Genomic DNA, 21,804 nt, shown 5'->3' with positions numbered 1-21,804 from the left:
GCCGGTGTCCGGCCTATGATCCTGGAAGATGCGGCTGGCGCGATGCCTTCCAGCCGAGCACGGCCAGCGGAATTGCCAGTGTTGCCCAGGACAGCGCGTCCCAGCCATCGTCGCCGAACAGCGCCGACGCCAGCCCGACAAGGATGAGCCCCCCGAGCAGGAGCGGCCAGCGAAAGATCTCGTCCATGGTGTGGCGCTCGCGCTTCATGGACGGATCCCGGATGTCGCTACGACAGGCGGCCCGTCCTGCGCGCGCGTGGTGACGCGAGGCGATTTGCGCTTGCCGAGCCAGAGATAGACGCCGCTGGCAAGCACGACGATCGCGGCAAGATCGAACAGCGCCCAGATGATCTTCAGCGGCAGGCTGCCGTAGTCCCCGAAATGAAGCGGGCGCGATACCTGCAACGCCCTGAGATACCACGGCAGGCCACGCGCAGTGACGAGCTGCCCGGTTTCGGCGTCGAGCATCGCGGGCGTGAACAGGCGCGAGGTGATCGGCGTCGTGCCCTTGGTCCAGACGATGAAGTGCCGTGGTGTCCCGAACCGTGCGACCGTCGGAAAGATGATGCTGGCCGGCGTGTTGCCGTCGAGCGCCCGACGTGCTGCGGCCATGACGTCGTCGACGTCGGACCATTTCGCAAGCGGCGGCTTGCCCAAGTGCGGCGCGATCAGCTCCGGCATCACCTCCGCGCGCCAGGCGGAGAACAGCGGCAACGATATCGTGTTGATGACACCGGTGACGCCGACGGCAAGCAGCCATATGAGAGTCACTCCGCCGATCAGATTGTGCAGGTCGAGCCATTTGACCCGCGACGCGCCGATACGACGCACCGTGCCGAAGTTGAGCCGGCGCATGAAGGGCGCGTAGAGCATGATGCCGGAAACGATCGCGATGACAAACAACAGGCCCATGACGCCGAGAAACAGTTCACCCGGCAACCCCAAGAACATGTCGCGGTGGAATATGCGGATGGCGCTCATCAGGCCGCCCTGCTGCGTGTCTTCGCCGATCAGTTCCGCGGTCCTGGAATCGAATGACAGCTTCAGGAAACGTTGGCCGGGGGGAGCTTCGGGCGTAGCCGAGAGGAATACGTTGACGACGTTGGCGCGATCGTCGTCCCAGCCGAGCACCTGGAGGTAGCGCTGCGGATAGCGCGCCTTGGCGGCGTCGACCAGCCGGCTTAGCGGAGCCTGCGGAGTATCCGCCGGGAGCTCCCGGGCCGAGGCTTCCGACTTGAAGAGCTCGTCGATCTCGTCATGAAAGATCAGTGGGAGCCCGGTGATGCAAAGCATCAGGAGGAATAGCGTGCAGACCAGGCTGGTCCATTTGTGGACCAGCGACCACCATTTGACTGACTGTGCTGTCATCCTCTCACCACCGGTAGGTCAGCGTCGCCAGCACCGTGCGCCCCAGCGCCCAGCGGCAGCCGCCGGCCGTGCATAACGAGACATAGGTCTTGTCGAACACGTTGTTGACGTTCACCGCCGCACTGAGGCCCTTCCACTGCTGATACCGCATCCCGAAATCATAGGACAGCACCGCATCGAACACCGTGCTGGCCGGCACCGTGGCGGCGGGCAGGAAGACGCCCGGCACGATGGTCGGAACCGTCAGATTGTTGGCGTTGGTCGTGTACATGTCGTGGACGTAGCGGACGCCGCCGCCGAAGCCGAAGCCGGTGGCAGGACCGCCCTGCACCAGATAGTTGGCCCAGAGCGAGGCGGTGTGCATCGGGACGTTGGCGAGCCGCTTGCCGAAATTCACGTCCTGGGGCGAGCTGATCCGGTTGTCGAGATAGGAGTACTGCCCGCGCAGGCTCAGGCCGGGCAGGGGGCTACCGACGACGGATCCTTCGAACCCGCGCGAGCTGACCTCGCCAACCTGCGCCGTGGTGTTGGCGGGAATGCCGGGGCCGCTGATGACCGTTGCCACGTTCTGCTGCTTGAGGTCGTAGACCGCGGCAGTGAACATCAGATTGGTCCCGACCGGCTGATACTTCACGCCGCCTTCATACTGCTCGCCGGTGGTCGGCTTGAACGGCTGGCCGTTCAGCAGCGTGCCGACCGAGGTCGGCTGGAACGAGGTCGAGTAGCTGACATAGGGCGCAATGCCGTTGTCGAAATTGTAGATCGCGCCTATGCGGCCGGTTGGCTTCTGGTCGTCGTTCAGGACGCGAACGCCGGTGTTCTGCGCCAGGGTATTACCCTCGGCCCAGTCGTAGCGGACTCCGCCGAGCACGGTGAGCCGGCCGAGCCTGGCCTCGTCCTGGACGTAGAGGCCGCGCTGCGACAGGTGCTGGTCGAGGTTCTGGAAGAGCGCCGTGGGGACGGCGATGTTCTGCGTGTAATTCGGCGCCAGGATGTCGAGCGTGTTGGTGGCCGCGAAGCGGGCGAGATTGTTGAAGTCGAACCGCTGGTAGTCGACCCCTGCGAGGACCGTATGCTGCAACGGTCCCATGTTGAACTTGGCCTGGAGCTGGTTGTCGGCAGCGAATGTGTCGAGGTTCTCGTTGGTCGAGAAGTAGCTCCGGTTGATCGTGCGGCCGTCGACCAGCCGGAGCGTGCCGCCCGCGCCCGTCGTCGTGAACCCGCCGGGCTGCACCTCGACATAGCTGAGCTCATTGTGCAGGTAGCGTACGTTCTGGCGCACCGTGAAGACGTCGTCGAAACGATGCTCGAACTCGTAGCCGGCGGTTGCCTGCTTGTATTTGAGAGTCTCGTAGTTGAGATCGCCGGCAAAGAAATTGCGCGGGATCTGCCCGAACGTCCCCGGCACCAGCGTGCCCTGGATCGGCAAGAGCGCGAAGGCACCACCCTTCGGGTCCTGCCGGTAGCTCGTCAGGAAGGTGATGGTGGTGTCGATACTCGGACGCCACGTCCAGGCCGGCGCGATCGAAAATCTTTGCTCGCCGATATTGTCGACCTGGGTGTCGGCGTTGAGGCCGATACCGGTGACGCGGTAGAGCAGCGTCTTGTCCTTGTCGACGGGGCCGCCGACATCGAAGGCGCCCTGGATCCGGTTGAACGAGCCGGTTTGCAGGGAGACTTCTCCGAACGGATTTTCAGTCGGGCGCTTGCTGACGAGGTTGAGGATGCCGCCGGGCGAGGCGGCGCCGTAGAGAATGGATGCCGGCCCGGTGATCACCTCGGCGCGCTCGAGCAAATAGGGATCGACCCGCGGCGCACCGAACGGTCCGCCCTGGAGCCGCAGCCCGTCCAGATATGTTTCGAGGCTGAAGCCGCGCGCGCTGACGTTCTGAAAGCGGAAATCGGTATCGTTGCTGAAATAGATTCCTGGCGCGTAGCGCAAGAGGTCGCGGATGCTCTGCGCCTGCCGCACATTCATTTCGTCGCGAGTGATGACGGCGATCGATGCCGGCGTCGACATGATCGGCGCATCCGTCTTGGTGGCGCCGGAGGCGCGGGTGGCGACGAACCCGTTGGTGCCGGCGTTGACGCGCGCTGCTGTTCCCACCAGCGCTTGGGGCTCCGGCTGTACTGTCGAACGGTTGGCCTGTTGAGCGGACCGCTGGCTCGCACTGCGCCGCGCCGATGCGTTGCGCCGGACCTGGACCGGACGTTGCGCGCGCTGAACGGGTGCGTCGACCGTCACCGGCGGCAACGCGGATGCACCGGACTGGCCGGCGGTCTGCGCGTTCACCGGCGTGACGGCCATCAGCAAGCAGCCAAGCGCGAGTGCGCTGGCTGTGCTCTTGAAAGTGTTCCTTAAAAAATAGTCCGCACGACCACGCAGGCCGTGTCCATCGCATTCCATGTCAGCGCCCCATCCGGCGATCGCCGCGCCGGCGGGATGATCCTTCTGACCTCACGCGACTTCGCACCCGCGCGCGTGTTAGATGGCGACACTGCGAGCGTCGAGTTGAACGAATTTTGAATCACTCGAAACGTCATAATTGGAAGCATTCTTAGAATTTCTAAAAAAGCGAAGCTAACTGATCGACAAAGCATTGGAATTTGTTGCTGCGTATGTCTGGTGATGGGCCAGACAAGATTGGGGTGCGCGCGAATGTCGCACACTCCCGGGTAAGCGGGCGTGACGAGCTCTACCTGTCGGTGATCGGCATCTCATCGAGACGCGTGGTGCGAAGCCTGCCTTGCCCTGAACGGGCGATCCGCACGACGATCAGATCTCCAGTTCGGTCCCGAACTCCACCACCTGCCTGGTCGGCACGCCGAAGAACGCGGCGGAGCGTTCGGCGTTGCGCTGGAGGAAGGCGAACAGGCCTTCGCGCCAGACCCACATGCCCGGAATGTCCTCGCTCGGGATGATGGTCTCGCGGCCGACATAGTAGGTGATGTCGGAGAGGTCGATGCCGGACAGCTTGCCCTGGCGGCAGGCGAGCGTCAGGCCCGCATAGATCGTCGGATTCTGCATGAAACCGTAATGCAGGACCACGCGGGTGATACCGGGGATGATCTCGATCACCTCGGCGCGGTCTTCATCGGTGATGTGCGGGGATTCCTCGATCAGCACGGTGACGAGGACGATGCGCTCATGCAGCACGTGGTTGTGCTTGACGAATTGGGTCAGCGCCAGCGGCACGCCGCGCGGTGCGGAGGCCAGGAAGACGGCGGTCCCGGGCAGTCTGGCGCGGCACTTGTTGACCGCGGTCTCGATCAGGTCCTCCTCGGGCTGGCGCAGCTTCGCGCGCGCCGCCTCGACCAGCTTCACGCCGCTGCGCCAGGTCAGCATCATGAAGGCGACGAGGGCCGCGAGCAGCAGCGGAAACCAGCCGCCCTCGAACAGCTTGATCGAATTGGCGGAGAAGAAGATCACGTCGATCACGAAGAAGAAGCCGTTGACGGCGACCACGATCCACGGCGAATAGCCCCACTGGATCGCGACCAGGGCCGCGAGCAGCGTGGTGATCGCCATCAGCAGCGACACCGCGATGCCGTAGGCGCCGGCGAGCGCTTCCGAGGTGCCGAAGCTCAGGACCGCGCCGAGCGTTGCGGCAGCGAGCAGCCAGTTCACCAGCGGCACGTAGATCTGGCCCATCGCATGGCTCGTGGTGTGGCGGATCTGCATGCGCGGCAGGAAGCCGAGCTGGATCGATTGCTGGGTCAGCGAGAACACGCCGGAGATGATCGCCTGCGAGGCGATCACGGTCGCGAGCGCCGAGAAGGCGACCAGCGGATAGTGCAGGGCGTCCGGGCAGAGCTGAAAGAAGGGGTTCTCGATCATCGCGGGATCGGTGATCAGCAGCGCGGCCTGCCCAAAATAGTTCAGCACCAACGCGGGCAGGCAGATCGCGAACCAGGCGAGCCGGATCGGGAAGCGGCCGAAATGCCCCATGTCGGCGTACATGGCTTCGCCGCCGGTCACCGCCAGGAAGGCGGCGCCGAGGATCGCGAAGGAGATGTGGAAGTCCTGGTGGATCAGGAAGTTGAAGGCATAGAGCGGGCTCAGTGCCGCGAGCACAGCCGGGGCCTTGACGATGCCGTGGACGCCGAGCGCGGCCAGCACGAAGAACCAGGCCAGCATCACCGGCCCGAAGATGCGGCCGATGAAGCCCGTGCCCTGCTTCTGGATCATGAACAGCCCGATCAGGATGGCGACGGTGATGGGCACCACCACAGGCGCGAGCGAGGGTGCGTCGACCTTGAGACCCTCGATGGCGCTCAGCACCGAGATCGCCGGGGTGATCGCGCCGTCGCCATAAAGGAGAGCAGCGCCGACGAGGCCGACCACCAGGAGATGCGCGCGCCAGGTGCCGGGCTGGGCGTGGCGGGCATGCAGTAGCGCCAGCAGCGCGACGATGCCGCCTTCGCCGCGATTGTCCGCGCGCAGGATCAGAAGCGCATATTTCAGCGAGATGATCAGCAGCAACGCCCAGAGGATCAGCGAGGCAACGCCCAGGACAGCCTCGGGAGTCAGCGTAGCGCCATGGGCGGCCGCCTTGGCGGCTTCCTTCAGGGCGTAGAGGGGGCTGGTGCCGATATCGCCATAGACCACCCCGAGGGCGCCCATGGTCATGGCAATCGGCAGAGGGTCAGGGTGATGGCCGGAAACGACTGCGGGCGTACTGGACAAGGTCGACCCCCCGATGGGATCGCGCCCGCCGGGCCATTCCGACGAGCGCGAGTATCAGACAGTCTGCGACGAGACGTCGCAAATATCCATGAGATTTATCTCGGGGTTTATATGACGCGAAGCTGACAGGTTCGACTACGGGGTCCGGTCGGCGGTCACGAGACGCGCCTCGCGGATATTGGCCTTGGTGCCGGCCTGGCGCAGGCAGGACGCCTCGAAGTTCGGCCAGGCCTGCTGCGAGCAGTCCTTGCCGACGGTGCGGATATCGAGGCGGTCGCTCTTGGCCAGCGGCTGCGGGACGCTCGCTTCGACGGTCGGAGCGAAACCGGGAAGGACGGTGAGAGCGGCGGCAACGAACGCAGCAATAGCGATGGCCGAGATGGTCTTGATCATTGACGGTCCCCTGTGATGCGGCCGCTACGCCCAGTTGTGCGGCCCGTCATTCGTTGGGTGGATTAGTAACCATGGCCAGTTTCCGGACGTCTTCGCGGACGCCCGAAATGGTTTCGTTCGCACTTCGTTTTGTTTCATGGCCGTCCCGAGGACGAAACAATTCGGGGGATTCCGACTCGGCGCCGCCGAAAAACCGGCAGGGAACCCGTCTGGCTTGCCGGGCCGGGCCGGGCGCGGTAGGACGGGGACATGCCGCGTATCGCCTTCTATCCGGGTTCCTTTGACCCCATCACCAACGGCCATCTGGACGTGGTCCGGAACAGTGTCCCCCTGTGCGATCGGCTCGTGGTCGCGATCGGGGTCCATCCCGGCAAGAAGCCGCTGTTCTCAACCGAGGAGCGGCTCAAGATGCTCCATGACGTCTGCGGGCCGGTTGCGGCCCAGGTCGGCTGCACGCTCGAGGCCGTGACCTACGACGATCTTGCGGTCACTGCGGCACGCAGGCACGGCGCGACTGTCATGATCCGGGGCCTGCGCGATGGCACCGACCTCGACTACGAGATGCAGCTCGCCGGGATGAACGGCGCCATGGCGCCGGACGTCCAAACCGTGTTCCTGCCGGCCTCTCCGGCCGTCCGCCCAATTACCGGCACGTTGGTGCGTCAAATCGCGGCCATGGGCGGAGATATCTCGACCTTCGTGCCGCCGCTCGTCGCCAACCTGCTCAAGGCCAAATTCGCCGGATAACGGCGCAATTCTTCATCCTACCTGATCCGGAGTTCTCATGATCCGTCGTCTCGCAATTCTTGCCACGATCTTTGCCGCGCTCTTCAGCGCGGTCCCGGCGGTGGCGCAGCAATTGCCGGCCAATCTCGACAAGGCCAACGCCATCGTCATCGACACCACCAAGGGCCGCATCGTCATCAAGCTGCGGACCGACATTGCGCCTCAGCATGCCGAGCGCATCAAGCAGCTCGCGCGCGAGGGCTATTACAACAACGTGCCGTTCCATCGCGTCATGGACGGCTTCATGGCCCAGACCGGCGACGGCGAGAAATTCAACGGCACCGGCGGCTCGAAATATCCGAACCTGAAACAGGAATTCTCCAAGGTTCATTTCGCCCGCGGCATCGTCGGGATGGCGCGGCGCGGCGACAGCGTCGACAGTGCCAACTCGCAGTTCTTCATCATGTTCGCGGACGGCGGCAGCCTCGACAACCAGTACACCGTGATCGGCGAGGTCGTGCAGGGCATGGACGTCGTCGACAAGCTGAAGAAGGCACCGCCCGGTTCGGCCGGCGGTGCCGTCACCGATCCCGACAAGATGGTGAAGGTCCAGGTCGCTTCCGACATCAAATAGGATGGGGCCATGGCGCGCTATGGCAATAGGCTTCTGCTGGCTGCCGCGCTGCTGCTTTCAGGCGTTTCCGGCGCGGCCGCCGGAGACGCAGAGGTCAACACCATCCAGGACATCTTCCAGCACTTGCGGACCTGCTGGAAGCCGCCGCCGCCCAGCAAGGCTCGCCCTATCGACATCACCGTCGTCGTGAGCTTTAACCGGGCCGGAAACATTTTGGGCCATCCGAGGATTACCTATGAATCCGCGGAGGCCTCCGACAATGACCGGCTGCAATACCGGGTCGCCGTGATGGAGGCGCTGCAACGCTGCACGCCGATGCCATTTACCGATGCAATGGCCGGCGCCGCCGCGGGACGTCCATTCGCGATCCAGTTCCGTAACCGGAAGACTTCACCCCCAACGCAAGAGAGACGAGCATGAGCGTCACCGAAAACACCCTGATCCTCGAGACCACGCAGGGCCCCGTCACCATCGAGATGCGGCCCGATCTCGCGCCCGGCCACGTCGCGCGCATCAAGGAACTGGTCCGCGAGGGCTTTTACGACGGCATCGTGTTCCACCGCGTGATCGAGGGCTTCATGGCGCAGACCGGCTGCCCGCAGGGCACCGGCACCGGCGGCTCCGGCAAGAAGCTGAAGGCGGAATTCAACAAGGAACCGCATGTGCGCGGCACCACCTCGATGGCCCGCGCCGCCAGCCCCGATTCCGGCGACAGCCAGTTCTTCATCGTCTTCGACGACGCCCGCTTCCTCGACAACCAGTACACGGTGTGGGGCAAGGTCACCGAGGGCATGGAGAACGTCGACAAGATCAAGCGCGGCGAGCCCGTCCAGAACCCCGACAAGATCGTCAAGGCGCGGATGGCCGCGGACGCGGAGTAACCGCTCAACCCTCATCCTGAGGAGCGCGGAACGCGCGCCTCGAAGGATGAAGGCCCCGCTGTTGCAGCTCGGCCTTCATGGTTCGAGACGGCGCTACGCGCCTCCTCACCATGAGGGTCTGACTGCGTGGCGCTGAGCCAGACATGCGCACTGATCTCTTCGATTTCGATCTGCCCGCCGAGCGCATCGCGTTGCGCCCGGCGAGCCCGCGCGACTCCGCGAAGATGCTGGTCGTGGAAGGCGGCGCGCTGCGCGACCAGATCATCACCGACCTGCCGCAATGGCTGAGGGCGGGCGACCAGCTCGTCGTCAACGACACCAAGGTGATTGCGGCGCAGCTCAAGGGCCGCCGCATCGGCCGCGAGACCGAGCCCAAGATCGAGGCGACGCTGATCAAGCGCCTCGACGGCTCGCGCTGGCAGGCACTGGTGAAGCCGGCAAAAAAGCTCGTGGCAGGCGACCGCATCCGCTTCGGCAACGAGGGCAAGGTTTGCCTGCTCGGCCATCTCGACGCCGAGGTCGAGGCCAAGGGCACCGATGGTGAAGTGACACTGTCATTCTCGTTTCACGGCCCGGCGCTGGATCAGGCGATCGAAGATCTCGGCAGCCCGCCGCTGCCGCCCTATATCGCCTCGAAGCGCACACCCGACGATCAGGACCTCGCGGACTACCAGACCATGTTCGCGGCCAATGAAGGCGCCGTCGCGGCACCCACCGCCGGCCTGCATTTCACCCCGGCGCTGGAGCAGGCGCTGCGCGACCGCGGCGTCGGCATCAACCGCGTCACGCTGCACGTCGGTGCCGGAACGTTTCTGCCGGTGAAGGTGGACGACACCGAAGGCCACAAGATGCATGCTGAGTGGGGCACGATCTCGGCCGAGACGGCGGAGCGGCTCAACACCGCACGGCAGAACGGCGGCCGCATCATCGCCGTCGGCACGACGTCACTGCGGCTGCTCGAAAGCGCGGCCGGCGAGGACGGCACCATCCAGCCGTTCGCGGCCGAGACGTCGATCTTCATCACCCCCGGCTATCGCTTCCGTGCCGTCGATATCCTGCTGACCAATTTCCATTTGCCGAAGTCGACGCTGTTCATGCTGGTATCGGCCTTCTCCGGGCTCGAGGCGATGCAGCAGGCCTACGCGCACGCGATTGCGGAAGGGTACCGGTTCTATTCGTACGGGGATGCGTGCTTGTTGTTTCGGGCAGAGCCGTAGGGTGGGCAAAGGCGCGTAGCGCCGTGCCCACCATCTATCCGCATATTTCAGGTCGATTGGTGGGCACGCTTCGCTTTGCCCACCCTACGACACCGGTTACGCCATCACCCGCTACGGCAACAACTCCGCGATCTGCACCGCGTTCAGCGCGGCGCCCTTGAGCAGCTGGTCCGCCGCCACGAACATCGAGATCGAATGCACTGAGGGATCGCTGAGATCCTTGCGGATGCGGCCGACCAGGACGTCGTCCTGGCCCGAAGCGTCGATCGGCATCGGGAAGTAGTTCTTCACGCGGTCGTCGACGAGCTTCACGCCGGGCGCCTGCGCCATGATGGCACGGACCTGGTCCTCGCTGATCGGCTTCTCGCATTCGAAGGTGATGGCCTCGCAATGGGCGCGCAGCACCGGTACGCGGACGCAGGTGACGCCGATCGCGATCTTCTCGTCCTCGAAGATCTTGCGGGTTTCCTTGATGACCTTGGTCTCTTCGTCGTTGTAGCCGGTTTCAGGGTCGACGGCCGTGTTGTGGTTGAAGAGATTGAAGGCGTAGGGGTGCGGCATCACCTTGGGCGTATAGACCTGCCCGTTGAGATTGGCGCGGGTGGACTCGACGAGCTCGTCCATCGCGGCGGCGCCGGCGCCCGAGGCCGCCTGGTAGGTCGAGATGATGACGCGCTTGATGCGGTTCTTCTGGTGGATCGGCCAGAGCGGCACCAGCGCGGTGATGGCGGCGCAGTTCGGGTTGGCAATGATGCCCTTGTGGTCGCGGATGCGGTTGGCGTTGATCTCGGGGATCACCAGCGGCACGTTGGGGTCCATCCGGAAGGCGGAGGAGTTGTCGACCACGACGGCGCCGGCCTTGACCGCTACAGGCGCGAACTTCTTGGAGATGCTGCCGCCGGCGGAGAACAGGGCGATGTCGACGCCCTCGAAAGCGCGCTCGGTCAATTCCTCGATGACGACGTCCTGCCCGCGGAACGACACCGTCTTGCCGGCCGAGCGGGCGCTTGCGAGCGCCTTGAGCTTGCCGACGCGAAAGCCGCGCTTGTCCATGGTGGCGATGAATTCGGCGCCCACCGCACCGGTGACGCCGACAATCGCGACGACGGGATCGTTACTCACATTCTCCTCCATTGCATTGAGCTGAAGACAACAAAAAAGCCCCGGACCAGAGGTCGGAGCTTCGGTAGAGTGGATTGCGTTTAAGTCGACGACCTACGCGCGCACGCCTCCCCGGGCCCCGAAGGCCGTGGTGGTTTTAGTCGTGCGTTTGGTGGTCGTGAACATGGCGGCGACTTATGCGGGAGAGTTTCGCGCCCGTCAATGGCTTTTCGGCGGGATTGTGGCCGCCGCTATTTCGTCCGGGCGCCCGGCGGCTCCAGGATGACCTCCTTGAGGTTGTCGCCGCTGATGACGACGATCGCGAAATTCAGCCGGCCGCGTTCGCGCACCAGTCCGCCGCTGATCGCCTTGCCCGAAGCCGCACGTTCAGCGACGTGCACGGCATCCGCAAGGCGGTGCTTGATGGCACCGAGTGCTGCGAGATTGCTGCGGTCGTCGAGATCGAGTTCGGCGAGGGGGAGGGCGGCTTCGCCGCCGACGAGCTCGCCGGTTGCGGCGTTGATGGTGTGGCGCCAGATGCGGTCGTTGTGCAGGGTCTTCACCCGGTAGACCGGCACGCCGGAGGCTCCGTCGAAACTCACATCCGCCGTCGTGGCACCGGCATGACGGGCTTCCGCAATCGCCATGGCCTGGCCGATCGAGATCGACGAGCTGCGGAATCGTTCGATTTCGCGGCTGACCGCTTGGCGGTCTGCTTCAGCATCACCATCTGTGTCGCCGTGAAGCGCGGTTGGCGTGCCCGTGGTGACGATCGCCCGCGCCGGCGCGGCAAGGAGCAGCGCGGGCAAGGCGATCGCAAGTAATCGCGAGATCAATCGTTTGGTTGTCGTCATGCTCGAAACCCTCGGCCAGCGAGTGTGCCGGATGATCGTAAAGAATTCGCGGCCGGCCTTGGGCATCGGCCGGCCGCGGAGCGTCGCAGCGGGCTGGACCCGGCACGGCGATCTTGGGCGGTACGGACCCCTTTGGGGCTGGTGAAAAAGCGGTCCGTATCGCTTATAACTAAACCATACCGTATCGTTTTGTTTTGGTCAACGACGCGGGCGTAACCTCCAGGGGGAAACGTCGCAACCTCACGGAATTGTCAGCGGGACGGGCGCCGCCGCGGTGTGCCCTTTGCGGCGCTCTGGACGCGGTCTGCTGGTCCCAGCGCACCGGCCAGGAACAGCTTGATCGCCGCGCGCATGCGCTTCTCGGCGGCCTTCAATTCCAGCGCCGTGCCGAACGTCGCCAGGCGGTGGGTGTGACCGACGACGACGTCGAGGAACACCTCTGCCGCGATCGTGGTGTCGTCGACGTCGAGTGCGCCCTGCGCCACCAAACGGTCGAAGAAGCGGGCCGTGGTGGCGACGGCCTTCAGCCAGCCTTCCTCCTTGCCGAGCTTGGCGATGTCGGGGAAATTGATGGCCTGCGACGTCATCATGCGGCTGAATGCGACGGCATCGGGCCCGCAGGTGAAGGTGAGCATCTCGCGCCCGATCTCGACCAGCCTCTGCTCGACCGAAATGTCCGAGGCGCTGGAGAGTTGGGTCTCGGCGGCTGCCGATAGTGGCGCAAGCCAGCGCGCGATTTCGCGCCTCAGCACGGCGGCAAACAGGCCGCGCTTGTCCCCGTAACGGGAATAGACGGTGGGTTTGCTGACCCGGGCCGCTTCTGCGACGGCATCGAGCGAGGTCGCGTCGAAGCCGCGATCCAGGAACAGGCGGGTGGCAACCTCGATCAGCCGCTGATCGCGCTCGATCGCGGCGGTTTTCGTCGGGCGGCCGCCGCGTGATTTCGGCAACTCGCGCCGTGGCGCTGCCGGTTTTGTCTTGGTCGCAGTCAATCCCATGCCCAATGATTCCTGCGCGCTTCTAATCGTCGTCATTCGCTCTATATCGCGCGGGAGCGGGGGCGTCATCGCGAATCTGGCCGAATTGGCCATATCGTCAACGGTTTCGGCACGGTCTCGTTCCGTCACGAGAGATCACGGCAGCTTCGAAGTCCAGGCCTGGCCGGAGGCAGCCTTCTCGTATCCGTACTGATACAGCGCCCGCATATAGACGGTGTCGAACCCTTCCGAAGGCGGCGCGGGGTAATCGCGCGCGATGTAGGAGAGGTGGAAGCCGAGATTGTTGCGCTTGGCGAAATCATAGGTCGAGAAGATGATCGAGCGCGTCTGCGACTGGGTGATCGACGACAGGCTGCGCGAGGCGACGTCGATGGTGCTGTTGGACACGAGCTCGAAATTGCGTTCGATCTTCTTGTTGACGAGGATGTAGATGTTCATCCGCGCGTTGCCGGGCAGGCGGTCCTGGGAGAGCAGGGCTTCCGGCAGCGTCAGCACCGGCGCGGTCACGCCGCCGTCGACATGCATCTCTTGAAATCTGCGGCCCTGGCCTTCGGCGTCGATCATGATGGGCGGAAACACCAGGGGAATGCTGGCGGAAGCCGCCATCACGTCGCGAAACAGTTTGAGCGCCTCGGGTGTTCCGACCGCTGCGATCTTGCCCATGTCCCAGATGGCGGTCCGCTGGGTGTCGAGATCGGTGGTCACCACCAGCAGCTTTCGGCCCTTGGCATTTTCACGCGCAACCTGTGCCATGATCTCCGGCCCGACATAGCGGGCGACGAGCTCGCGCAGCCGCGTGTTGCCGAACAGGCCGGATCCGAACAGCACACGCATGATGCTGGGATCGCTCAGGAGGCTCTCCGCGATGCCGCTGGTGTAGAGCTCCCTGAGCGTGTCGTCATATTGCGAGCCGAGATACGCAAACGGTGCGATCAGACCGCCGGTGCTCACGCCCGAGACGACCGAGAAGGTCGGCCGGGTGCGCGCCGTGGTCCAGCCGTTGAGCACGCCGACGCCATAGGCGCCATCGGCGCCGCCGCCGGAGAGCGCCAGATAGGACTTCGTGGCGGTGCTGGTGTCCTTCTCGAAGCTGAATTTCGTGACGGGCTCGTCGGCGTAGCGGCGCAAGCCGTCGATATCGAGCACGCGCGACGTGCTGGCCTCAGCGGCCGTATAGGGCGTGCGGGGCAGGGAGGTGCAGGCGCCGAGTGCCAGGCTGCACGCCAGAACCAGGAATCCGGTCAGGCGGGCGCCTGTCTGTCTGATCCAGCCGCGCGAGGGGCCGGACATTTCGGTCGAACATGGAGCGGAGGGCATTGTCGGTGGCTGGCGATCACGCAAATACTGCCGCCGGCAAAATTCACCGCGGCTTCTCGTCCAGCCCCGCGCAAAAACTACACTGTATCGTTTTGTTTGGCAAGCGCGCCGGGCGATCAAGTCGGCGTCAAATGTGTCCCGGTCTGAGCCACAAGCCGGCTCTGGCGTGGTCCGAGCGGGTTGATCAGCCTCTTCCGACACGCAATAAGCACGACCATGAATCTTCCTGACACCGGTCTACCCAATCACTTCGAGCTGCTCGCCACCGATGGCGCCGCGCGCACCGGGCGCCTGACCACGCCGCATGGCGTGGTGCGGACGCCGGCCTTCATGCCGGTCGGAACCGCCGGCGCCATGAAGGGCATGCACTGGCGCGAGGTGCGCGAGGCCGGCGCCGACATCGTGCTCGGCAACACCTATCATCTGATGCTGCGTCCCGGCGCCGAGCGGATCTCGGCGCTCGGCGGCCTGCAGCGGTTCACCGGCTGGAACGGGCCGATGCTGACGGATTCCGGCGGCTTCCAGGTGATGTCGCTGTCGGACCTGCGCAAGGTGACCGAGAACGCCGTCACATTCCGTTCGCATATCGACGGCGCCAAGGTCGAACTGTCACCGGAACGCTCGATCGAGGTGCAGCGCTTCCTCGGCTCCGACATCGCCATGCAGATGGACGAATGCGTGCGGCTGCCGGCCGAGCGGGACGACATCGAACGGGCGATGCGGCTGTCGCTGCGATGGGCCGAGCGAAGCAAGCGCGCATTCGAGAGTGCGCCCGACGGGTACATGCTGTTCGGCATCGTGCAGGGCGGCGACGTGCCGCAGCTCCGTCACGCCAGCGCCGAAGGCCTCGTCGCAATCGGCTTCCACGGCTATGCGATCGGCGGACTTGCCGTCGGCGAGCCGCAGGCGGTGATGCTGGCGATGATCGACGAGACCGCACCGATGCTGCCGAGAGAGCGGCCGCGCTACCTGATGGGCGTCGGCACGCCCGACGACATCCTCGAAGCGGTCAAGCGCGGCATCGACATGTTCGATTGCGTGATGCCGACGCGCAATGGCCGTCATGGCGTTGCCTTCACGCGCTTCGGACAGGTCAATTTGCGCAACGCGCGCCACGCCGACGATCCGCGTCCGCTCGACGAAGAGAGTTCCTGGCCGTCGGCGCGCAACTACGCGCGCGCCTACCTGCATCATCTCGTTAAGGCGGGCGAGACGCTGGGCGCCATGCTGCTCTCCGAGATCAATATCGCCTACTACCAGTCCCTGATGCAGGGCATCAGGGACGCGATCGCACACGGGACGTTCGACGAGTTCTACCAGCGTACGCGCCAGGACTGGGCGAGGGGCGACATCGACCCGCGCTAGTCAGTTGCAGACGATCCGCTGCTTGACGGCGTGCTTGGTCACGAAGCCGTAGCCGCAATTGTCGCAGGTCCAGAGATAGCTGATCATATGGTCAGAGATGTAGGCGGATGCTTCGGCGGCGACCATCGAGTCGGCGCAGACGGCGCAGGTCGGCAACTCGCTGCAACGCGGGGCGCGATGATGTGCGACGGTCGACAACACTTCAGCGACTGCTGACATCGTGGTGACCTCTCTGCTTTGAGACCTAAGTCTAACATAGACCGAATCAGTTGACGAGGCCGCAACACAAATGCGTTGGTTTTCTGATAATTACAGCTCACGCGATTTTGCGATGCAGCGTATTTAACATGTGCCGCATTGTCGCTTGCGTGTCGTCCCAAGCTGTCCGTTACTGCGCAAGAGACGCTGCAGAAACAGAAATTGTCGTCACAGGGAGTTCATCATGGACGCATCGTCCAACACGGGTGCAGCGCACCAGCCCGGCCGCGGCCGGATCTACTCTTCGATCGTCGAGGCCTTTGGCGACACGCCGATCGTGCGCTTGCAGCGGCTGCCGGGCATGCACGGCGTCAACGCGACGATTTTGGCAAAACTTGAATATTTCAATCCCGCCGCGAGCGTGAAGGATCGCATCGGCGCGGCCATGATCATCGCGATGGAGAAGGCCGGCATCGTCAAGCCCGACACCGTGCTGATCGAGCCGACCTCGGGCAACACCGGCATCGCGCTCGCCTTCGTCGCGGCCTCGCGCGGTTACCGGCTCAAGCTGGTGATGCCGGAATCGATGTCGATCGAGCGGCGCAAGATGCTGGCCTTTCTCGGCGCCGAGCTGGTGCTGACGCCGGCGGCACAGGGCATGAAGGGCGCGATCGCAACCGCCGAGGAGCTCCTGAAGACGACGCCGAATTCGGTCATGCCGCAGCAGTTCAAGAACCTCGCCAATCCCGAGGTGCACCGCCGCACCACCGCCGAGGAGATCTGGAACGACACCGGCGGCAACGTCGATATCTTCGTCGCCGGCGTCGGCACCGGCGGCACCATCACCGGCGTCGGCCAGGTGCTCAAGCCGCGCAAACCCTCCTTGCGGGTGGTAGCGGTCGAGCCGGAGGAAAGCCCGGTGCTATCAGGCGGCCAGCACACGCCGCACAAGATCCAGGGCATCGGCGCCGGCTTCGTGCCCGACATCCTCGACCGCTCGGTGATTGACGAGATCGTGAAGATCAACTCGACGACCGCGATCGAGACCACCCGGGCGCTGGCGCGGCATGAGGGCATTCCCGGCGGCATTTCCTCGGGCGCGGCGATCGCAGCTGCGCTCCAGATCGGCAAGCGGCCGGAAGCTGCGGGAAAAACCATTCTGGCTATAGTGCCGTCCTTCTCCGAGCGGTATCTTTCGACGGCTCTGTTTGAGGGAATCTAGGACATGACGGATCAACCGAGGCGGCCGCGCACGCTTGGCGATGCGCGGTCGGAGGCCGAGGCGGCGTTCAAGAAGGTGACCGCCAAGGTCGCCGTGGCGCCACCGAAGCCGAATGTGGCGCCGGGAATCAAGGAGCAGGTCACGCTGCGAATCGACCAGGACGTGCTGGAGTTCTTCCAGCAGGGCGGTCCCGGCTGGCAGGACCGCATCAACGAGGCGCTGCGCAAGGCGGCGGGGAAGTAGCGCCTCCTGCCCGGGGCGCCGAAGGGCGGCGTGCCGGCAAACTCAGAGGACCTGCGACAGAAACCGCTGCGTTCGCTCGTCCTTTGCTGCCGTAAACAAGGCCTCCGGCGGCCCGTGCTCGACGATCACACCGCGGTCGGTGAAGTAGACGTGATCGGCGACCTCACGCGCGAAGTTCATCTCATGGGTGACGAGGAGGCATGTCATGCCATCCTCGGCCAGCTCCCGGATGGTGACCAGGACCTCCTTGACCGTTTCCGGATCGAGGGCGGCCGTGACTTCGTCGAACAGCATGATGTCCGGCCGCATCGCCAGCGAGCGGGCGATGGCCACGCGCTGCTGCTGTCCGCCGGAGAGCTCGCCGGGATAGGTATCCTCCTTCCCCGCGAGCCGAACCTTGGCAAGCAGCGCCCGGGCGCGCGCTTCGACCTCGGCACGTTTCTGGCCGAGAACATGGATCGGCGCCATCATCACGTTCTGGAGCGCCGTCTTGTGCGGGAAAAGATTGTACTGCTGAAACACCATCCCGACCTTGCGGCGCAGCGCCAGCTTGTCGAGCCTGGGATCGGACACCTCGATGCCTTCGATCTGAATGCTGCCGGACGTGATCGGCTGCAACGCATTGATGCAGCGGATCAGCGTGGATTTGCCTGATCCGGACGGGCCGATGATACAGATCACCTCGCTCTTCCTGACCGACAGGCTGATGCCTTTCAGGACCTCGAGAGCTCCGAACGACTTTCTGACGTCGACGCATTGGACGATGGGCTGATCCGGAGTCCAGCTCGTGGCCATGCACTGCTCCCTCAGCGTATGCGGAACCGACGCTCGAGACGCGCGGTCCAGAGGTTGATCGGATAACAGTAGAGAAAGAAACACAGCAGCGCGAAACCGTAGAGCGGCGCGAACAGCTCCGGCCTGCCGCCTTCGGCGGCATGCACCTGCGCAGTCAAGGTGAGCATTTCCGAAACACCGACGATCGATGCCAGCACCGTCGACATCGCGACCAGCGCATAGACGTTCATCCAAGGCGGCAGCATGCGCTTGATGCACTGTGGCAGCATGATCAGCCACATCGTCTGGCGCCGCGTGAACGAGAGCGATTCCGCCGCCTCCCATTGCGTCGACGGAATGGAGCGGACGGCACCGCGCACGACCTCGGCGACATTCGCCATGACCGGCAATGCGAAGCCCACCGTCGCCTTGATCCAATCCGGCAAGGGGATGGTCGTCTTGAAGAGGGTGACCTGGAAGGGCACCAGAAACATGACGAAGAACAGCAGCACCAGCCAGGGTGCGTTGCGGAAGAATTGAGTCAGGAGCCAGCTGACGGCGGCGAGCGGTCGAAACTCCGACAACAACCCCAGACCCAGGCCAAGCCCGGCGATGGTCCCCAGCAGCATGGCCAGCAGGGAGATCAGGATGTTGAAGGCGAACCCGCGCAGCAGCAGCGGCGACCACTTCACAATGACTTGCAGCGGGGACAGCACCGCCGGTCCGGTCTGCGCCCACGCGGTGGACGCGGCCATGATGGCGCAGAAACAGAGGATCGCGGCGGCCAGCGGGCCGATCCGAACGGATATCCGGGCCGGCGCGGGACGATGCGGCAGAAGGACGGCAAGCCTGTGCTCGGCCTGGGCGTCTTTCATCGGACATATCCCGGGATGCGCATCGCCCGCTCCCAGCGATGCATCAGCCAGACGAGGACGCCGACAAGGATGCCGTAGGTCGCCAGCAATACGACCATCATTTCGAAGACGTTCTGCGATTCCGACCAGATCTGCTTGACCGCATACAGCGTCTCGGGAACGGCGATCGCGTAGGCGAGGGTGGTCGTCTTGAGCAGGTTGACGAGGTTGTTGTTCAGTGCGGGAAGGCAGACGCGAATGGCCAGCGGAAGGACGATATGGACGTAAGCCTTGAGGCGCGTGTATCCGAGCGCCTCCGCGGCTTCCAGCGTCGTCCTCGGCACAGCTTCGATGCCGGAGCGGAAGATTTCGACGTTGAAGGCGCCCGCGAACAGCGACAGCGAAATGATGGCCCATTGGACGTTGCTCAGCAGCGGAACGCGCATGCCCGCCGCCTCGACGGCTGGGAGCATGGTGCCGAGGCCGAAATAGAAAAAGAAGATCTGGACCAGCGGCGGCGTGTTGCGGAACATCACCACGAAAGCATTGACGGGCAACCGCAACAGCATCGACGGACTGCTCTGCAGCAAGGCGCCCACCGCGCCGATGATCAGGCTCAGCAGGATGGTCGTGACACTCAGAAGCAACGTCATCTTGAGCCCGCCGAAATAGCGGTCCCAATCGTAGGCATCGTAGAATACGGAGAAATTCAGCCCCGTCGTTTCGTAGAGCCGTTGAAACCAGTCGCCGATTTCGTGCATTTTGCGCGACACCAAACTGTTGAGGCGATGCCTCGTATCAGTGCATTGGCTCGACCTGTTCGGAGCGCAAGACGGATCTGGCGCTCCGCTCTGCGCGTCTATTTGTCCTTGTATTGCTCGTGCATGAGCAGCGAATACTCGGTCGGCGTAATGCCCCACTTCTTTTCCGCTGCCACGATGAAGCCGGTCTTCATCCAGTCCTTTGTCGTATCTTCGAGCAGCTTCTGAAGGCTGGCATTATCGAGCGCGACAGCGATCATCCATGGCGATGGCAAAATACCTTTCAGGGGCAAGTCGTAGTCCGCCTTCCACTCGTCCTCGAGCAGCTTGCCTTGCAGGAAGGTCTGATCGTAGACATAGCCGATGCAGTTGCCCTGCTTCATGGCGAACAGAGGCTTCTCCGAGCCGTCAAACGCAACGATTTCGGGGCCGTAGGATTTGGCAACGTCCTTGTTGTACCAGGCCCCCGACGTTGCACAGACGGGTTTTCCCTTGAGCTCGGCCCAGTCCTTGATGCCGGACTTCTTGTTGAGAAGGATGTTCACATAGTCCGAATAGTATAGCGGCTCGATGGCTTGAACCACGCGACGGCGTTCCGGCCTGTCCGACATGGTCGCGATCAGCAGGTCGACCTTTCCCTGCTGAAGAAATTCGATCCTGTTGGAGGCCGCGACCGGAACGAGTTCGAGTTTGACGCCGAGGCGCTTGGCAATGTCCGCAGCGAGATCCGGCTCGATGCCGACCACGTTTCCCGTGGGATCGCGGAAGCCGAAGGGCTTGTAGTCAGCCTTGACGCCGACATTCAACGTGCCGCGCTGCTTGATGGCATCGACGCCATCAGCTGCTTGGGCGCTGCCAAGCATCAGCAGCGCCGCGATGCCTGTCATCATGGAACGGACAATGTCTCTCATCGGATGACGCCTCCAGGATTGTGATCACGACGCGCGCTGCGCGCGCTTGTTCAAGATACAAGGCTCGTGCCAAACGTCACGAAAAACGGGAGATGGAGAATGGGCTGAGGTCGATGGCACTTCGACCGTCGGTCACCATCCCGGCTACGACGTTGCCGATACCTGCCGAGTGCTTGAAGCCGTGGCCCGAGCACGCCGAGACGACACAAATCCTGTCCTGGTCGGGATGGCGGTCGATGATGAAGCCCCGATCGGGCGTCACCGTGTAGATGCAGGCGGCCGCCTGCGCGACGCGCGGCGTGGCGCCGGCGAGCCGCCCCGCGACGTGCTTCCGGTACATTTCAGCCGATTCCGCGGGATCGACGGTGCGATCGATGGCGTCGGCCGTCGTGTTGGTCTCGTACTGCTCGGTCGCGACCTTGAGACGACGATCGCCAGGCAAAGGCGGGAAGCCGTAGAGGTAGTCGACATCGGTCGCGCCATGCATCCAGATGAACACAGGGGCGTCGGCGCGATACGCGCCGGTATCGTCGAGCTCGTACCAATGCAGCACCTGCCGCTTCACCGTGAGCACGCGGTCAAACGGCGCGCCGAGCAGGTGGGCATTCCAGCCGCCGGCCGACACCACCACCTGGTCGGCCTCGAATGTGCCTGAGGACGTTTCCACCCGAACGGCGGAGCCGCGCTGCGCGATCGAGAGAACCTCGACTCCCGTGCGGATCGTTGCGCCGAGCTGTTCCGCGCGCGTCAGCTGCGCCTTGATGCAGCGCTCCGGAAAAACGTACCCTCCGCCGGGTTCGTAATAGGCCTTCTCGTTGCCCTGGAGATTCAGGAACTGCGGGAAGCGATGAGCCACCTCTCGCCCGTCGATCACTTCATGCGCGATGCCGAAGTCACGCGCCGCTCCAATCGAGCGCGCCACGAAATCCGGCTTGCCGTGGTGTGACGTCTCGCCGACACCGGGCGCCATGACGACGAGGCCGCATGGGTTCAGCAGCTCGGCAGACGTCTCGGCCTCGAGCTCACGCCAGATCCGGTGCGTATCCAGCACCAGGGGCACGTAATCGCGGCCTTCGCCGACCGCCTGCCGGGTGATGCGGGTTTCGCCGTGGCTGGATCCCATCGTGTGGGGCGGGGCAAAGCGATCGAGGCCAACCGCCTTTACCCCTCGCTTGGCCAGTTGATAGAGGGCCGCGCTGCCCATGGCACCGAGGCCGATCACCAGAATATCCGCTTGCTCGCTCATGGATCGGGACTGCTTAATTGTTAGGACGATCCGAAGTCTGCTTTCGGATGCGGC

General features: G+C 64.1%; 23 protein-coding genes. 8 read left to right on the top strand and 15 right to left on the bottom strand.

The annotated features are described in order from the left end of the window. Positions 1-13: 13 nt before the first annotated feature. The 5 genes from ABIA90_RS15575 to ABIA90_RS15555 all read right to left on the bottom strand — a co-directional run bounded on the left by ABIA90_RS15575 (position 14) and on the right by ABIA90_RS15555 (position 6,448). The gene (locus ABIA90_RS15575; protein ID WP_085404694.1) at positions 14-208 is read right to left on the bottom strand and encodes a hypothetical protein; all 195 of its coding nucleotides are present in this window, start codon (positions 206-208) and stop codon (positions 14-16) included. Further along, entirely contained in the window at positions 205-1,368 is a 1,164-nt protein-coding gene (locus ABIA90_RS15570) for a PepSY-associated TM helix domain-containing protein (RefSeq protein ID WP_354118153.1), read from the bottom strand. Before ABIA90_RS15570 ends, ABIA90_RS15575 begins: the two co-directional genes overlap by 4 nt. Before the next feature lie 4 nt (positions 1,369-1,372). Next, positions 1,373-3,676 (bottom strand): TonB-dependent siderophore receptor, encoded by a 2,304-nt coding sequence (locus ABIA90_RS15565; RefSeq protein ID WP_354118154.1) that lies wholly within the window; start codon positions 3,674-3,676, stop codon positions 1,373-1,375. Positions 3,677-4,144: 468 nt separating this feature from the next. Then, complete coding sequence (locus tag ABIA90_RS15560; protein WP_354118375.1) at positions 4,145-5,998, bottom strand: potassium transporter Kup; 1,854 nt, start codon at positions 5,996-5,998, stop codon at positions 4,145-4,147. A gap of 192 nt (positions 5,999-6,190) precedes the next feature. Next, the gene (locus ABIA90_RS15555; RefSeq protein WP_071913713.1) at positions 6,191-6,448 is read right to left on the bottom strand and encodes a hypothetical protein; all 258 of its coding nucleotides are present in this window, start codon (positions 6,446-6,448) and stop codon (positions 6,191-6,193) included. Positions 6,449-6,697: 249 nt separating this feature from the next. Between ABIA90_RS15555 and coaD the strand changes: the two genes are divergently transcribed. From coaD to queA, 5 genes are all read left to right on the top strand, one after another. After that, complete coding sequence (gene coaD / locus ABIA90_RS15550; RefSeq protein ID WP_085404698.1) at positions 6,698-7,195, top strand: pantetheine-phosphate adenylyltransferase; 498 nt, start codon at positions 6,698-6,700, stop codon at positions 7,193-7,195. A gap of 37 nt (positions 7,196-7,232) precedes the next feature. Next, entirely contained in the window at positions 7,233-7,808 is a 576-nt protein-coding gene (locus ABIA90_RS15545) for a peptidylprolyl isomerase (RefSeq protein WP_063983168.1), read from the top strand. Positions 7,809-7,817: 9 nt separating this feature from the next. After that, positions 7,818-8,228 (top strand): UCP034077 family protein, encoded by a 411-nt coding sequence (locus ABIA90_RS15540; protein WP_063983169.1) that lies wholly within the window; start codon positions 7,818-7,820, stop codon positions 8,226-8,228. Beyond that, entirely contained in the window at positions 8,225-8,689 is a 465-nt protein-coding gene (locus ABIA90_RS15535) for a peptidylprolyl isomerase (RefSeq protein WP_071913717.1), read from the top strand. Before ABIA90_RS15540 ends, ABIA90_RS15535 begins: the two co-directional genes overlap by 4 nt. A gap of 143 nt (positions 8,690-8,832) precedes the next feature. Next, complete coding sequence (gene queA / locus ABIA90_RS15530; protein ID WP_354118155.1) at positions 8,833-9,906, top strand: tRNA preQ1(34) S-adenosylmethionine ribosyltransferase-isomerase QueA; 1,074 nt, start codon at positions 8,833-8,835, stop codon at positions 9,904-9,906. A 111-nt stretch (positions 9,907-10,017) separates the two neighbouring features. On the opposite strand, the gene ABIA90_RS15525 is transcribed toward queA, so the two are convergent. The 4 genes from ABIA90_RS15525 to ABIA90_RS15510 form a co-directional block, all read right to left on the bottom strand. Beyond that, complete coding sequence (locus ABIA90_RS15525; protein ID WP_354118156.1) at positions 10,018-11,040, bottom strand: aspartate-semialdehyde dehydrogenase; 1,023 nt, start codon at positions 11,038-11,040, stop codon at positions 10,018-10,020. Positions 11,041-11,258: 218 nt separating this feature from the next. Next, positions 11,259-11,861: a PepSY domain-containing protein gene (locus ABIA90_RS15520; RefSeq protein ID WP_354118157.1), complete on the bottom strand. Its 603-nt coding sequence runs from the start codon at positions 11,859-11,861 to the stop codon at positions 11,259-11,261. 251 nt (positions 11,862-12,112) lie between these two features. Further along, the gene (locus ABIA90_RS15515) at positions 12,113-12,859 is read right to left on the bottom strand and encodes a TetR/AcrR family transcriptional regulator (RefSeq protein WP_354118158.1); all 747 of its coding nucleotides are present in this window, start codon (positions 12,857-12,859) and stop codon (positions 12,113-12,115) included. Between the two features lie 135 nt (positions 12,860-12,994). Continuing rightward, on the bottom strand, positions 12,995-14,149 hold the full coding sequence (locus ABIA90_RS15510) for a patatin-like phospholipase family protein (protein WP_354118159.1): 1,155 nt from the start codon (positions 14,147-14,149) through the stop codon (positions 12,995-12,997). Between the two features lie 243 nt (positions 14,150-14,392). Between ABIA90_RS15510 and tgt the strand changes: the two genes are divergently transcribed. After that, positions 14,393-15,541, top strand: a complete 1,149-nt coding sequence (gene tgt / locus ABIA90_RS15505) for a tRNA guanosine(34) transglycosylase Tgt (protein ID WP_354118160.1) — start codon at positions 14,393-14,395, stop codon at positions 15,539-15,541. Here tgt and ABIA90_RS15500 read toward each other — a convergent pair whose 3' ends face one another. Then, a complete protein-coding gene (locus tag ABIA90_RS15500) occupies positions 15,542-15,760 on the bottom strand; it encodes a hypothetical protein (RefSeq protein ID WP_028152106.1) in 219 nt (72 codons plus the stop codon). A gap of 223 nt (positions 15,761-15,983) precedes the next feature. Here ABIA90_RS15500 and cysK point away from each other — a divergent pair, with 223 nt between their 5' ends. Together cysK and ABIA90_RS15490 are read left to right on the top strand one after the other, a co-directional pair. After that, a complete protein-coding gene (gene cysK, locus ABIA90_RS15495; protein WP_166096645.1) occupies positions 15,984-16,961 on the top strand; it encodes a cysteine synthase A in 978 nt (325 codons plus the stop codon). A 3-nt stretch (positions 16,962-16,964) separates the two neighbouring features. Then, positions 16,965-17,204 carry a BrnA antitoxin family protein gene (locus tag ABIA90_RS15490; protein WP_028152108.1) on the top strand — a complete coding sequence of 80 codons (240 nt, stop codon included), beginning with the start codon at positions 16,965-16,967 and terminating at the stop codon, positions 17,202-17,204. Positions 17,205-17,246: 42 nt separating this feature from the next. Here ABIA90_RS15490 and ABIA90_RS15485 read toward each other — a convergent pair whose 3' ends face one another. The 5 genes from ABIA90_RS15485 to solA form a co-directional block, all read right to left on the bottom strand. Further along, the gene (locus ABIA90_RS15485) at positions 17,247-17,999 is read right to left on the bottom strand and encodes an amino acid ABC transporter ATP-binding protein (RefSeq protein ID WP_354118161.1); all 753 of its coding nucleotides are present in this window, start codon (positions 17,997-17,999) and stop codon (positions 17,247-17,249) included. A gap of 11 nt (positions 18,000-18,010) precedes the next feature. Continuing rightward, on the bottom strand, positions 18,011-18,853 hold the full coding sequence (locus tag ABIA90_RS15480; protein ID WP_354118162.1) for an amino acid ABC transporter permease: 843 nt from the start codon (positions 18,851-18,853) through the stop codon (positions 18,011-18,013). After that, on the bottom strand, positions 18,850-19,593 hold the full coding sequence (locus ABIA90_RS15475) for an amino acid ABC transporter permease (RefSeq protein WP_354118163.1): 744 nt from the start codon (positions 19,591-19,593) through the stop codon (positions 18,850-18,852). Before ABIA90_RS15475 ends, ABIA90_RS15480 begins: the two co-directional genes overlap by 4 nt. A gap of 98 nt (positions 19,594-19,691) precedes the next feature. Further along, positions 19,692-20,504: a transporter substrate-binding domain-containing protein gene (locus ABIA90_RS15470; RefSeq protein ID WP_028152112.1), complete on the bottom strand. Its 813-nt coding sequence runs from the start codon at positions 20,502-20,504 to the stop codon at positions 19,692-19,694. 76 nt (positions 20,505-20,580) lie between these two features. Then, a complete protein-coding gene (gene solA / locus ABIA90_RS15465; protein WP_354118164.1) occupies positions 20,581-21,750 on the bottom strand; it encodes an N-methyl-L-tryptophan oxidase in 1,170 nt (389 codons plus the stop codon). Between the last annotated feature and the right edge of the window lie 54 nt (positions 21,751-21,804).

Origin of the sequence: Bradyrhizobium sp. LA6.8, assembly GCF_040547935.1 — a bacterium.
Classification (GTDB): Bacteria; Pseudomonadota; Alphaproteobacteria; order Rhizobiales; family Xanthobacteraceae; genus Bradyrhizobium; species Bradyrhizobium barranii.
Note: the sequence above shows the minus strand (reverse complement) of the source record. Positions and strands in the feature narration are given on the sequence as shown.

Excerpts from the sequence above, each read along its gene's own strand:
- ABIA90_RS15480 (WP_354118162.1), bottom strand. The coding sequence starts at position 18,853 with ATGAAAGACGCCCAGGCCGAGCACAGGCTTGCCGTCCTTCTGCCGCAT.
- ABIA90_RS15545 (WP_063983168.1), top strand. The coding sequence starts at position 7,233 with ATGATCCGTCGTCTCGCAATTCTTGCCACGATCTTTGCCGCGCTCTTC.
- queA (WP_354118155.1), top strand. The coding sequence starts at position 8,833 with ATGCGCACTGATCTCTTCGATTTCGATCTGCCCGCCGAGCGCATCGCG.
- ABIA90_RS15565 (WP_354118154.1), bottom strand. The coding sequence starts at position 3,676 with ATGGCCGTCACGCCGGTGAACGCGCAGACCGCCGGCCAGTCCGGTGCA.
- ABIA90_RS15540 (WP_063983169.1), top strand. The coding sequence starts at position 7,818 with ATGGCGCGCTATGGCAATAGGCTTCTGCTGGCTGCCGCGCTGCTGCTT.
- tgt (WP_354118160.1), top strand. The coding sequence starts at position 14,393 with ATGAATCTTCCTGACACCGGTCTACCCAATCACTTCGAGCTGCTCGCC.
- ABIA90_RS15535 (WP_071913717.1), top strand. The coding sequence starts at position 8,225 with ATGAGCGTCACCGAAAACACCCTGATCCTCGAGACCACGCAGGGCCCC.
- ABIA90_RS15570 (WP_354118153.1), bottom strand. The coding sequence starts at position 1,368 with ATGACAGCACAGTCAGTCAAATGGTGGTCGCTGGTCCACAAATGGACC.
- solA (WP_354118164.1), bottom strand. The coding sequence starts at position 21,750 with ATGAGCGAGCAAGCGGATATTCTGGTGATCGGCCTCGGTGCCATGGGC.
- cysK (WP_166096645.1), top strand. The coding sequence starts at position 15,984 with ATGGACGCATCGTCCAACACGGGTGCAGCGCACCAGCCCGGCCGCGGC.
- ABIA90_RS15525 (WP_354118156.1), bottom strand. The coding sequence starts at position 11,040 with ATGGAGGAGAATGTGAGTAACGATCCCGTCGTCGCGATTGTCGGCGTC.
- ABIA90_RS15520 (WP_354118157.1), bottom strand. The coding sequence starts at position 11,861 with ATGACGACAACCAAACGATTGATCTCGCGATTACTTGCGATCGCCTTG.
- coaD (WP_085404698.1), top strand. The coding sequence starts at position 6,698 with ATGCCGCGTATCGCCTTCTATCCGGGTTCCTTTGACCCCATCACCAAC.
- ABIA90_RS15490 (WP_028152108.1), top strand. The coding sequence starts at position 16,965 with ATGACGGATCAACCGAGGCGGCCGCGCACGCTTGGCGATGCGCGGTCG.
- ABIA90_RS15470 (WP_028152112.1), bottom strand. The coding sequence starts at position 20,504 with ATGAGAGACATTGTCCGTTCCATGATGACAGGCATCGCGGCGCTGCTG.
- ABIA90_RS15560 (WP_354118375.1), bottom strand. The coding sequence starts at position 5,998 with ATGACCATGGGCGCCCTCGGGGTGGTCTATGGCGATATCGGCACCAGC.
- ABIA90_RS15475 (WP_354118163.1), bottom strand. The coding sequence starts at position 19,593 with ATGCACGAAATCGGCGACTGGTTTCAACGGCTCTACGAAACGACGGGG.
- ABIA90_RS15515 (WP_354118158.1), bottom strand. The coding sequence starts at position 12,859 with ATGGGATTGACTGCGACCAAGACAAAACCGGCAGCGCCACGGCGCGAG.
- ABIA90_RS15485 (WP_354118161.1), bottom strand. The coding sequence starts at position 17,999 with ATGGCCACGAGCTGGACTCCGGATCAGCCCATCGTCCAATGCGTCGAC.
- ABIA90_RS15555 (WP_071913713.1), bottom strand. The coding sequence starts at position 6,448 with ATGATCAAGACCATCTCGGCCATCGCTATTGCTGCGTTCGTTGCCGCC.
- ABIA90_RS15510 (WP_354118159.1), bottom strand. The coding sequence starts at position 14,149 with ATGTCCGGCCCCTCGCGCGGCTGGATCAGACAGACAGGCGCCCGCCTG.
- ABIA90_RS15500 (WP_028152106.1), bottom strand. The coding sequence starts at position 15,760 with ATGTCAGCAGTCGCTGAAGTGTTGTCGACCGTCGCACATCATCGCGCC.
- ABIA90_RS15575 (WP_085404694.1), bottom strand. The coding sequence starts at position 208 with ATGAAGCGCGAGCGCCACACCATGGACGAGATCTTTCGCTGGCCGCTC.